Genomic DNA, 12571 nt, shown 5'->3' on the forward strand with positions numbered 1-12571 from the left:
GCCTGAAACTAAAGCTTCCCATGCAAAAGCCATTCATCGTCGGGATTACAGGAGGCAGTGCTTCAGGAAAAACGACTTTTTTGAACAAACTGCTCGCCTCGTTTGCCCCTGAGAACATTTGCCTGATCTCGCAGGATAATTACTACAAGCCGCGCGAGCACCAGACGGCAGATATCAACGGGGTCATCAACTTCGACCTGCCCTCCTGCATCGACGACGAGGCCTACGCGCACGACATCCTGAAAGTGAGCCAGGGCGAAACCGTGTACCGCCAGGAGTATACTTTCAATAACCCGAACGTGGTGCCGCGCCAGCTGGAGTTCAGGCCCGCCCCAATTGTGGTGGTAGAGGGCATCTTCGTTTTCTACTTCGAGGAGATCGCCAAACTGCTGGACCTGAAAGTATACATCGACGCCAAGGAGTATATCAAGCTGCAGCGCCGCATCGTGCGCGACAAGGTGGAGCGCGGCTATGACCTGGACGATGTGCTGTACCGCTACACCCACCACGTGGCGCCCACCTATGAAAAGTATATTAAGCCGTATAAGAACGACGCAGACATCATCATCCCCAACAACGCCAACTTTGAGCGCGGGCTGGAGGTGATCACGACATACTTAAATGCCAAGATAAAAGCATGAGGAGCAAATTCGCGGTTATAGGGCTGGGCAGGTTTGGCCACTCGATTGCCATTACGCTGGCCGAGCGCGGCGCCGAGGTAATCGCCATCGACAATGACGAGGACCATGTGGAGTCCATCAAGGACCAGGTAGCCTACGCCGTTGCCCTGGACGCCACTGATATTCGTGCACTGGAGGCCCAGAACATACAGGACATGGACGCGGTGGTGGTAGCCATCGGCGAGGACTTTGAGGCCCTGCTGATTGCCACGGCCAACCTGCAGGAGCTCAAGGTGAAACGTGTTATTACGCGTGCCGCCAACAAGCAGCAGCGCCGCATTCTGGAGAAAATGGGCGTGCAGGAGATTCTCTCGCCGGAGGGCGAGGTAGGCAAAACGGTGGCCGAGCGGCTGCTGCAGCCAAACATCCGCACCTTCCTGCCCCTGCCCGACAACTACGAGATCGTGGAGATAAACGCGCCGCGTAACATTGCCAACCGCAGCGTAGCCAAAATATCCCTCCGCGAGAAGTATAACCTCAACTTAATTACCATAAAGCGCTTTTTTGAGGAGATACAGGACGGCAAACCCACCCAGGTGGAGCACATTATCGGGGTGCCCAAGGCCGACACCATCATCTACCCGTCAGACATTCTGCTGCTTATCGGCAAAAAGCAGGATGTGAAACGATTTATAGAAGTGAACCGCTAAAATTTCTTTTTTAACAGAAAAGATTTCATATTTGCGGTTATACATGCCAAAAGCCAGAAAAATATCCAGCTACCTGCAGCATCTGCTGATGTCTGCAACTCTGCTGTGGGCACTTATGCTCAACGGCCAGGAGGTGGTAGCCTACAGACCGGCCAATGGCACTGCAAAGCATACCAGCACTGGCGTAACAGCTGCCCATGGCGCTGAAAAATCCTACGTAAAGCAGAAAGTATCGCTGGAGGGCACGACCTCTTTTGTGGCCCTTAACCTGCAGCAGGACGTGGCCCCACTGCCACAGCAGCCTGAGTTTGCGCAGGCCGCCAACGAGCTGCTGCCGGCTTCCTACACGGCCGTGCCGCCCGGCGCCGGCTTTGTGACCCGTTTTTTCCCTGTTAGCATACAGCCCAACGCCCCGTAGGCTGCCCCCTCTCCTATTCCCTTTTCTCTGCCTTTCCCGGCTCATGTGCTGCTATATCCGGCACATAACGGAACGCACCTACCTGTATTACAGTTATCTAGTAGGATTTAGGAGAGAAGTATACTTTGTACCCAAATTCAATCAATTCATACTTTTACTTAAACAATGCGGAACAAATCGTTAATTATCGGTCTGACGGTGATCGTATCGGCGCTCTGCCTTTACTTTCTGTCATTCTCCTTTGTTGCCGGCAGCGTACAAAGCGATGCTGAAGCATACGCCACCGACGCGCAGGGCAACGTAGACCTCGCAAAGAAACAAACCTACCTCGACTCCATGTGGAAAGAGCCCGTGTTTATGGGCATGACTTACCAGGAGGTAAAAGAGAAGGAGCTTGGCCTTGGCCTTGACCTGAGAGGTGGTATGCACGTGGTACTGGAGGTATCGCCTGTAGAGATCATCAAGTCTATGTCTGGCAACAGCAAAGACCCTAACTTCCTGAAGGCGCTGGACCGTGCCCAGGAGCTGCAGCGTAACAGCCAGGAGAAATTCACGACGCTGTTTGCCCAGGCCTACCGCGAAATTGAGCCAAACGGCCGCCTGAGCCGCATCTTCTCTAACACTGCCAACCGTGGCAAAATCAGCTACGAGTCTTCAAACGAAGAGGTGGTTGACGTAATCCAGACAGAGGTGGACGCCGCGATTGAGCGTTCTTTCAACATCCTGCGTACCCGTATCGACCGCTTCGGTGTAACACAGCCAAACATTCAGCGCCTGAAAGGCACTGGCCGTATTCAAATTGAGCTTCCGGGTGTAGACAACCCAGACCGCGTGCGCAACCTGTTGCAGGGCATGGCTAACCTGGAGTTCTGGGAAGTATGGACACCACAGGAGTTTAACCCATACCTGATGCAAGTAGGCCAGCACCTGGATGAGCAGCAGCGCCTTGGCAAACTTAACCTGAACCTGCGCGGTGCCGCTAAAGCTACACCACAGGCTCCTGTTGCACAGGACTCAACCGACGACGTACTGGCACAAGCTGCTGCCGGCACCGACTCTGCAGCTGTTGCTGCCAATGCACAAACTGATTCAGCTGCCGCTCTGGCCTCCGCTGACACAGCTACCCTTGACCAGCAGGGAGGTGTTCTTACCTCACTGTTTACGTTAATGCCAGGCGGTATCGGAGCCAACGTGCGCGACACGGCCACTATCAACGAGCTATTCAGCAGACCGGATGTACGTGGCATGCTGCCAAACAACATGAAGTTCCTGTGGGGTGTGAAACCAATCGCCGGTGATGGCGGCCAGGAGTTTGTGGAGATGTACGCCATTAAGAGAGGACGTGACGGAAAGGCTCCTTTGAGCGGCGACGTGATCAACGACGCACGCCAGGACTTTGACCAGCACGGCCGCCCTGAAATCTCGATGACGATGAACCCTACAGGCGCCAGAAAATGGGCTCGCCTGACAGGTGACAACGTTGGCCGCCAGGTGGCCATCGTACTGGATAACTATGTATACTCTGCCCCTGTGGTACAGGGCGAGATTACAGGTGGCAACTCCTCTATCTCTGGTAACTTTACCATCGATGAGGCGCAAGACCTTGCCAACATCCTGAAGGCCGGTAAGATGCCAGCTCCTACCCGTATCGTGGAAGAAGCTATCGTAGGTCCGTCTCTGGGCCAGGAAGCCATCAACCAGGGCCTTATCTCTACAGTTGCCGGTCTGCTAATCGTGGTAATCTTTATGATTGCTTACTATGCACGCGGCGGCTTTATTGCTGACCTTGCCCTGCTTTTCAACATCTTCTTTATACTTGGTGTGCTGGCCCAGTTTGGTGCAGCGCTTACACTACCCGGTATTGCCGGTATTGTGCTTACACTGGGTATGGCCGTGGACGCGAACGTTCTGATCTTTGAACGTATGCGCGAGGAGGCAGCCAAGGGCAGAAGCATGCGCGAGATTATCGACGCGGGTTATGACAAAGCCTTCAGCTCTATCTTCGACGCGAACGTAACAACCTTCATTGTAGGCTTCATCCTGTACTTCTTCGGTTCAGGCCCAGTGAAAGGCTTCGCTATTACGCTGATGATCGGTATCGTTACCTCCTTCTTTACTTCGGTATTCATCTCCAGATTGCTCATCGAGCGAACCTTCAAAAAGGCTGGTAAGCTTTCCTTCTCCTCTTCCCTGGCGGATAAAATGTTCCGCAATGTGAAGTTTGATGTGATGAAGATCAAGAAGCCTGCTTACGCCTTCTCACTGACAGTGATTGCATTCGGCTTCATCGCCATGGCTATCAAAGGACCAAACCTTGGCATCGACTTTACAGGTGGCCGCTCTTATATAGTGGAGTTTGACCAGGCTGTACCAGCCTCAGACGTACGCGCATCGTTGTTGGATGATTTCCAGCAGGCAGGTACGGAGGTGAAAACCTTTGGCGCCTCTAACCGCGTGAAAGTGATTACGAGCTGGCACGCAGATGATGAAAGCACGGAGGCAGACCAGCAGGTAAGAACTGCGCTGGAGCAAGGCCTGCAGCAGTACTCCGAGCTTAACCCGCAGATTCTGAGCTCGTCTAAAGTTGGCGCCTCTATGGCCGACGATATTCAGAACACCGCGTTGATTGCAGTTTTACTTGCGCTGGCCGGCATCTTTATCTACGTGATGCTGCGATTCCGTAAGTGGCAGTTCTCGCTGGGTGGTGTGATAGCCCTCCTGCACGACGCGCTGATGATCCTGTCTGTGTTCGCCATCCTGCACCTGTTTGGTATCTCTTATGAAATGGACCAGGTGTTTATTGCAGCGGTACTGACAATTATAGGTTTCTCCATTAACGACACCGTGGTAATCTTCGACCGTATACGTGAGTACATGAGCGACAACCCGCGTGCCAGCATCAGAGATATTGTAAACCCTGCCCTGATTAGCACGTTCAGCCGTACCATCATCACCTCCCTGACCCTGTTCCTGGTGGTAGTGATTCTGTTCCTGTTCGGTGGAGAGGTACTCCGTGGCTTCTCGCTGGCAATGCTTATCGGTGTACTGGCCGGTACGTATTCGTCGCTGTTCATCGCTTCGCCGATTGTAGTGGATACAATCAGAGACGAGAATACAGCACAGCCTGTAGCTTCACAGCAGGTAGCTCAGAAAGTTCGCTAAGAGCACAGTATATAAAACAGGAAAGCCCGGGGCATTTGCTCCGGGCTTTCCTGTTTTATATAGATTTATGGTTCTCCTTGGAGGAATGAGCAGACAGATTTAATAGTATCGTCCCTTACTTTTCAATGCTACGGTCGCAGCCTTCTATCTAACGTAATTGGCTTTCACCTGAAGACCTCGCGGTGTTAGCAGGTCCCGCGTGGGTTTAGCGTTGGCTATACTATTCTGCTGTTCCGGACTTCCTCGTCCGGAATTCCTTCTGCTGCGGACATCCTTGTCCGCTCTTTGCAGTACCGGGCCCAACCACCCCTTGCCCCTCCTTGTCTAAGGAGGGGAATTATACTTACTACACTCTCTGTCATCTCGAGCACTCTTGAGGCAAGAGCCGAAAAGAGCCAACGTAGCTGTGAGAGAGCTATCCAGAATTCTCTCCAGATCTCTCCCGATGGTCGAGATGACAGCAGGAGCAGGGGCTATCGAACCTGTTCCCAGCCTTTGGGTTGAGCGCCTCGATAGATTCCGGTGCCGAGCGTGAGCGAGGCAGCCCGAGGCACGAGGGCAGGAAGCGAAAGCAGCGCGATGCCCGAAGGCGAGCCCTCTCGGGCTTGAGAGCTCCAAAGTATACTATGCAACAATAGCTTATGTAAGTCTATAGGATTAACGGTCGCTAGTAAGAATAGCTTGTGTCCCGCTACGGGAAGCGGCGGCTAAGAAAGTATAAACCGGCAAGTATAAAAGTATAGCCCAAGTATAAAGTATGGTTTTACAAGCCAGTTGGGTTGCAAACCCAACACCATAGTAGGCACAAGTTTTATACTCGCGCCAGCAGTTAAAGACTCAAACGGATGCCGGCGCCAGACAGATATAAAAAAGGAGCCAGCCCCATGAGAGGCTGGCTCCTTTTTTATACTTTATATTTTCAGAAGCTTAGAGCACTACACCGTCAGCCACTACTTCTTTTACCTCCGGTACCATGCGCTTCAGCAGGTTTTCGATACCGGCCTTCAGTGTTACCGTGGCAGATGGACAGCCGCTGCAGGAGCCCTGCAGGTGCACCGTCACCACACCCTCGTGGTAAGACTTGAAAGTGATGTTACCTCCATCCTGCTCCACAGCAGGGCGCACATAGTTCTCCAGCAGGTCGATCACCTTTTTAGAGATTTCTGCGTCCTCGGCTGATGCCTCGCCATGTACGGCAGTGCCGGCCGCCTGGGCCTTGGCAGCAGAGAAGCCTTCGTTAAAGACAGGACCACCTGCCTCTACATAAGACTTCAGGAACGTGCGCAGCTCCGGGATGATTTTTACCCACTCCAGTTCGGCGCTTTTAGTTACCGTAACGAAGTTGCTCGCAATAAACACACGTGAAACGTAGTCGAAGTTAAACAGCTCCTGTGCCAGCGGCGACTCCAGTGCGCTCTCCACGTTAGGGTAGTCTACGCTCTGGCCGTCAGGCAACAGCTGCACGTTCATCACAAACTTCATTGACTCCGGGTTGGGGTTAGCCTCTGCGTACACAGAAACCATTTTCTCTTTATTTTCTATCATAATTGTCGCTGTTTAGAACTAAAACCTGTAGATATACCATTAAGTTTCCAAAATTAGGCATAATTTGTGACAAGTGCACAGGCTTGCCACCCCCACCGCCACAGCGGCCATAAGGATGCCTTCTGCAAAGTATAACCTGTTCCTGACGCAGATGTTCCGGCATGCTGTTAGCCACTACTGAAGGCCTCGCTTGCCTTTGCGCCAGGGCTAACCTGGAGCAAACCGCATACTTTTCAAAGTATAAGAAATAGAATTACTCCTGCTGAACATGTAGCAAGCACAAGCACCACTGCACCTACTTTACCGCAAGGCCACTCCAACTGAAAAGTACAATTATCAACATAAGACTGCTTTTAGGCACAAAACCTGCTCTTAGGTGCCATAGCACATATATACCTTGGTTCTGAGAGTCTCTGATACTGCTCCATGAAAGTACGTTTAATTCATTTCAGACCATGGATTACTCCAGCTATTTTACTCAGATAATGTATCTTTGCATCGCAAGCAAACAATCTAAACAGAACCGACTTACACCATGTTGAACAACTTTATACTTCTGGCTCAGGCCCACGAAGCTTTACCTCTTTTCCTGATCATACCCTTTCTGCTTTTGATAGGTATGATCGCCGCTGGCCCGATTTTCTTTGGACATTTCTGGGAGCACAATTATAAAACCGTCGCTGTTGTTCTAGGCCTAACTGTGTTGGCTTATTACCTTTTTGCTCTGGGGGATGTGCACATGCCGATCCATACAGCGGCAGAGTATTTTACGTTTGCGTCCCTTCTCAGCTCGCTCTATATCGCTGCAGGGGGCATCTACCTCAATGTCAATGCCCGTGCCACACCGGCCATGAACGTGGCGCTAGTGGCCATTGGTGCTGTATTGGCGAACATTATCGGTACAACCGGTGCCTCATTGCTGCTGATTCGCCCTTTCGTCAGGCTTAACAACCACCGTATCAAGGCGTACCAGATTATCTTCTTCATCTTCATCGTGAGTAATGCGGGTGGTTTGCTTACCCCGCTCGGAGACCCGCCGTTGTTCATCGGTTTTATCAAGGGCGTTCCGTTCTTCTGGACACTGCAGCACCTGTTCACTCCGTGGCTGCTCTCTATTGCACTACTTTGCCTGCTGTTCTATTTTGTAGACAGCCGTAACAAGGAAACCGGGTTTACACCGAAGCCAGAGGTAGTTGCCAAAAACGACGAGAAGATGGAGTTCCACTTTGCCGGCAAACGCAACCTGTTTTGGCTGGCCATTATAGTGGGCGCCGTAGCCCTGGACCCAAACGTGGTGGAGGGCCTGCCGCATATCTACTATGACGGGGCCAAAATCTCTTTCCTGCGCGAGTTCATTCAGCTTTCTGCCGCATTCCTGGCTTACCGTAACTCGAATAAGTCGGCGCTGGCCGGAAACCAGTTCAACTTCCACCCTATTCTGGAAGTGGTGTTCCTGTTCTTCGGTATCTTCTTTACCATGATGCCGGCCCTGCAGCTGTCTGCCCAGATTGCTTCATCACCTCAGTATGCACAGTATATCACACCAAGCTTCCTGTACTGGACAACAGGTTCACTGTCCGGTTTCCTGGACAACGCACCAACCTACGCTAACTTCCTGTCGCTGGCTATGGCCAAGTATGACTTGTCTCAGGCGAACGTAGCGGATGTAAAAGCTTTTGCAGAAGGCACTTCTGCTGCTGGTTTAGATACGCTTATCAGTTTAGAAGCGATTTCGCTGGCATCGGTGCTGTTTGGAGCCTTTACCTACATTGGCAACGGTCCTAACTTTATGGTGAAGGCCATTGCCGAGAGCGCTGGTATCAAGATGCCATCCTTCTTTGGCTACGTGGTGCGTTACTCTATCCCGTTCCTGCTGCCTATCCTGGCGCTGGTATGGTTCCTGGTAGTGCACTTGAGGCTGTTTTAAGCAGTCGATAAAAGTATAAAAACCGCCGCCTCTGCATTGCAAGGGCGGCGGTTTTCGTTTTCAAAGGGTTCCTCTTTCCTGACGCAAGCACCCGCTTGTGCCTTCAATTCCCGCTACCGCGAATTTGAAACCCGAATGGATCGCAGAGCCATACTTTATACTTGCCAGCTTATACTTCCATGAGTCACTGCTTCCTGTAACTGGACACAAGCTATCCTTCCAAAACACCACTGTTCCTCTAGTTCCCACAAACCCACCTTTCCATAGCTAGCTTGGCTACCTCCCAGGCCGGGAGGCCTCGTTTTCCCGCTCGGCGCTGTGTTCCCTCCTGCCTTCGCTGCGCTCCGGCTGCCCTAGACGGGCACTGGATCTCACAAGGCGCCTCCCAGAAAAACTGGGTAATATTCGATAGCCTCTGCCATCACTGTCATCTCGACCACTCTTGAGGCGGGAGCCGAAGAGAGCCAGCTTAGCTGTGAGAGATCTGAAGAGAATTCCCGGTAGATCTCTCGCGCTGCTCGAGATGACAGAGAAAAGGGTAAGTATAAATTCCCCTCCTCGGAGGGGCTAGGGGTGGGTTTATACTTTGTAGGGACAGGTCGCGACCTGTCCGCGCGAGAACCGAGGCTACGAGATTTATACTTCAGCCAACGCAGCTACAGGCTCCCCTCCTGGGGGTAGGGGCCCTCGACAAGGCTAAGGAGGGGAAGGGGTGGTTGGACCCGGCGCCGCAACCAGACACTTGGGGACCTGCAGACACCACGAGCGTCTTCAAATTAAAACGAGAATGCGAGCTAAAAGCTCGTGAGCTTAGCTCGCAGGAGGAACAATAACTTAAAGTATAGAGTAAGCACCAAGTACTCAGGAAAATGAAATAATCCATCAGCATAATCGTTTTCCTATATAGTATAAAACTTTTTTATACTTTGCCGCTAACTCAACCCTTCCATGCGCTGCTATGAAAAACAAATCATCTCACTTTACAGCTTACCTTGTCGCTCTTTTGCTGCTTATACTTTGTCCGGAGCAAGCCATAGCGCAGCAGCAGGTGGTGCAGTTATCGGGGATGGTGTTGGATGAGGAGGGAACTACGGGCATGGCGGGTGTGGCTGTGTTTGTGCCGCAAACCAACAGAGGTACTAACACGAATTCCAAGGGCTTCTTTTCGCTGCCGGTGCTGCCTGGCGATAGCGTGGTAATAGCGGCGCTGGGCTACCAGAGGCAGTACTTCCTTATTCCGCATACTTTCTCCGGCACCAGCTACTCCACCTTAATTTACCTGCTCGAGAGCACTACCGCCCTGCCCACGGTAAATGTGATGCCCTGGGCTACGGAGCGGGAGCTACGCGAGGCTATTTCCAAAGTAAAGCTTCCTGAAGAGCCGAAACCGGAAGTGGACCTGGGCCCGCTGGAGCAGAAAGACCTGACCAAAATGACTGCAATGGACGCGGAGACAAATGCGAAGTATGGCCTGCAACAGGCGGGGCAGCAACAGCAGCGGCGCTACATGGTTCCCAGCGATGTGAAAGTGCTCGGCATAGGAATTGGCAGCAACTATAAAAAGAAGAAGGCCTCCCGTGGTGCTAAAAGCCGCAGGAAGGCCTCCCAGAAAGACGTGGCAGAATAGCCGGTTTATACTTTGTTCGCCCGCTGGCGCAGCAGGAAATCGGCAATAACCAGGGCGGCCATGGCGTCCACGATAGGCACGGCACGCGGCAACACGCAAGGGTCATGGCGGCCCTTGCCTTTCAGGGTAATTTCCTCGCCGGCATCGTTGATGGTGGTCTGGGGCTGCAGGATGGTGGCAACCGGCTTAAAGGCCACGTTAAAGTAGATGTCCTGCCCGTTGCTGATGCCGCCCTGTATGCCGCCGGAGTTGTTGGTGCGGGTACGCACGTTGCCCTGCTCGTCGGTATAGAACTCGTCGTTGTGCTCGGAGCCGCGCATTTTCACGCCCTCAAAGCCACTGCCATACTCAAATCCCTTCACGGCATTTATACTTAGCATGGCCTTGCCCAGCTCGGCGTGCAGCTTATCGAACACAGGCTCGCCCAAACCTGCTGGCACCCCTTGTATCACGCAGCTCACTACGCCACCAATGGTGTCCAGGGTATCACGGGCCTCCTCTATCAGGCCAATCATGCGGGCAGCGGTGGCGCCGTCGGGGCAACGCACTTTGTTGGAGTCAATCTGGCTCAGGTCCAGCTCCTGGTACGGCTTGCGCAACTTTATACTTCCCACCTGCGACACGTAGCTCTGCACCGAAATGCCGTAGTGCTGCAGCAGTTTAGCCGCCAGGGCACCTGCGGCCACGCGCGCCACTGTTTCGCGGGCTGAGCTGCGGCCACCGCCACGGTAATCGCGGGCGCCATACTTGGCTGTGTAAGTATAATCGGCGTGCGAAGGGCGGAAGGCATGCTCGATGTGGCTGTAGTCGTGGCTGTGCTGGTCTTTGTTGTTGACCACCAGGGCGATGGGCGTGCCCGTGGTTTTGCCTTCAAAGATACCTGAAAGGATGGTTACCCGGTCCTCCTCCTTGCGGGGCGTGGTGATGTCGGACTGGCCGGGGCGGCGGCGGTCCAGGGCGTGCTGAATTTCGTCCACACTGATCTCCAGACCAGCCGGGCACCCGTCCACAATCACACCAACAGCCGCGCCATGCGATTCGCCGAAGGTGGTTATCTTGAAAAGCTTTCCGTAAGAGTTGCTCATAGTTATCGTTTTATGAAAATGAAGGCCGACACCGCCAGCAGCACCAGCAGGATGATGTTGGTGTAGCGCTTTATCTGGTTGGCCAGATGCACGCTTACCAAGGTGTTGTCCTCGTTTTGGATGATGTTATAAAAAACCCCCAGGTCGCGCGACATAACCAGCGCATCGGTATCGGGGGCACCCGTAATCTGTACTTTAAGGGTGGGGCGCAAGGTATCGTAGGCGGCGGCGGTGGGGTTAAAGTATACCCACTCCATTTTGCGGCCCATGTCGTAGTTACCCGCCTCGCGGCCAATAAGCGTGAACAGGAAACGCTTGGTTCCCATCACGGTGCCTGCCCGCCGGGTGATATCCTGCTGCACATCGGGCGGGAAGAAGTCGAGCCCGGAAGGCGTCTCCGGCGATGGCGGCATGATGGCGGTTAAATTGCCCGTTCCCTCCACCTGAAATATATAGCGGAAGGTTTTACCCACCGGCACCACCTCCTGCGAGAGTTGCTCTTTGAGGCGGTAATCGCCCACGGGCACCACGTCGCGCAGCGGGTGTGGCGGCAGCTCTTTTACCTGCACCTCGCGCGGCCGGGAGAAGAAGGTCTTGTAGCCCTCCTGCCTGTCCTGGGTGAGCAGGGATGGATGCTTGGCCACTTTATACTTTATCATCTCGAGCCGGAGCTGCGGAAAAACCAGTGGCTTGGGCGTAATCGGGTAAAGCACGGCCTCGTAAAGCCTGAAGCGCAGGTAGGGCTCCCCTCGCACTGTGACGTGCTCCGGGGTAATCTCCGTGAAGTCAAACGTCTCCTCCCACACATGCGCCTGCTTGAGTTGCCGCAGGATGCCGTTCATCTGGTTGGCAAAGTCGTGGAAGTCCAGCAGGCGCTGATCCTGCTCGGCCAGGTAAAAGTATAGTATCACGTTCACGCCCTCCCCCACAAACACTTCATCCTTGTCCGTATAAATGGTCAGGAAGGCGTTATCGTCCTTGTCCACAAACTCGGCCTCCTGCTCGGGCTGTGGCTGCTCCTCTTCCGGCACAATCAAATCAGGAGGCAGGTTGGCATTCTGCGGCACGTCGGCCTGCATCTCCGTCACGGTTATCTCCATCCCCTCCGACTGCAGCGTCTGTCCGTTCACCTTCATCGTGAAAGGCTTTAATGTATAGGTGCCTTCTTCCAGGGCGGCGTAGTTCTGGGTAATGGTCAATATCGTGGTGGTGTTGCCGCCCGTGATGATGGTTTTGGTGGAGGAATAGCGGTTGCTTTTCTTGAATCCTTCTATTTCAGGGAAGGTGGTATTGCCCTGCAACTGCTGGTTGTGCAGCCTCACCGAAATGGTATAGTATTGATTTAGCGGCAGCGGGCTCTTACCCAACTCAATAGCAAGCTGCTGCGCCAGCGCGGGCACGAGCATCATGAGCCAAAGAAAAAGGGTAAGTACTACAACTCGCATGTTTGGGGCCGCTTTGCAACGGACTTGGTCTG

Annotated in this window: 9 protein-coding genes; 6 read left to right on the forward strand and 3 right to left on the reverse strand. The window is 53.3% G+C overall.

The annotated features are described in order from the left end of the window. Window positions 1–20: 20 nt before the first annotated feature. The 4 genes from BM040_RS13045 (at window position 21) to secDF (ending at window position 4910) form a co-directional block, all read left to right on the forward strand. Window positions 21–641, forward strand: a complete 621-nt coding sequence (locus BM040_RS13045) for a uridine kinase family protein (RefSeq protein WP_092102077.1) — start codon at window positions 21–23, stop codon at window positions 639–641. Then, complete coding sequence (locus BM040_RS13050) at window positions 638–1330, forward strand: potassium channel family protein (protein ID WP_092102080.1); 693 nt, start codon at window positions 638–640, stop codon at window positions 1328–1330. Before BM040_RS13045 ends, BM040_RS13050 begins: the two co-directional genes overlap by 4 nt. A 43-nt stretch (window positions 1331–1373) precedes the next feature. Next, window positions 1374–1748, forward strand: coding sequence for an RNA methyltransferase (locus tag BM040_RS13055; protein WP_245756213.1), 375 nt, complete (start codon window positions 1374–1376; stop codon window positions 1746–1748). Window positions 1749–1913: 165 nt separating this feature from the next. Then, entirely contained in the window at window positions 1914–4910 is a 2997-nt protein-coding gene (secDF, locus tag BM040_RS13060; protein WP_092102083.1) for a protein translocase subunit SecDF, read from the forward strand. 927 nt (window positions 4911–5837) lie between these two features. On the opposite strand, the gene BM040_RS13065 is transcribed toward secDF, so the two are convergent. Continuing rightward, window positions 5838–6455 carry a NifU family protein gene (locus BM040_RS13065; RefSeq protein ID WP_092102086.1) on the reverse strand — a complete coding sequence of 206 codons (618 nt, stop codon included), beginning with the start codon at window positions 6453–6455 and terminating at the stop codon, window positions 5838–5840. Window positions 6456–6990: 535 nt separating this feature from the next. On the opposite strand from BM040_RS13065, the gene BM040_RS13070 reads away from it, so the two are divergent. Both BM040_RS13070 and BM040_RS13075 read left to right on the forward strand, forming a co-directional pair. Then, window positions 6991–8382 carry a sodium:proton antiporter gene (locus tag BM040_RS13070; RefSeq protein WP_092102089.1) on the forward strand — a complete coding sequence of 464 codons (1392 nt, stop codon included), beginning with the start codon at window positions 6991–6993 and terminating at the stop codon, window positions 8380–8382. 958 nt (window positions 8383–9340) lie between these two features. Next, window positions 9341–10009, forward strand: a complete 669-nt coding sequence (locus tag BM040_RS13075) for a carboxypeptidase-like regulatory domain-containing protein (protein WP_092102092.1) — start codon at window positions 9341–9343, stop codon at window positions 10007–10009. A gap of 5 nt (window positions 10010–10014) precedes the next feature. Here BM040_RS13075 and aroC read toward each other — a convergent pair whose 3' ends face one another. Both aroC and BM040_RS13085 read right to left on the reverse strand, forming a co-directional pair. Continuing rightward, on the reverse strand, window positions 10015–11094 hold the full coding sequence (gene aroC, locus BM040_RS13080; protein ID WP_092102094.1) for a chorismate synthase: 1080 nt from the start codon (window positions 11092–11094) through the stop codon (window positions 10015–10017). Window positions 11095–11096: 2 nt separating this feature from the next. Beyond that, a complete protein-coding gene (locus tag BM040_RS13085) occupies window positions 11097–12539 on the reverse strand; it encodes a BatD family protein (RefSeq protein WP_092102097.1) in 1443 nt (480 codons plus the stop codon). Window positions 12540–12571: the final 32 nt, after the last annotated feature.

This window comes from Pontibacter chinhatensis (genome assembly GCF_900113285.1).
Taxonomy (GTDB): Bacteria; Bacteroidota; Bacteroidia; order Cytophagales; family Hymenobacteraceae; genus Pontibacter; species Pontibacter chinhatensis.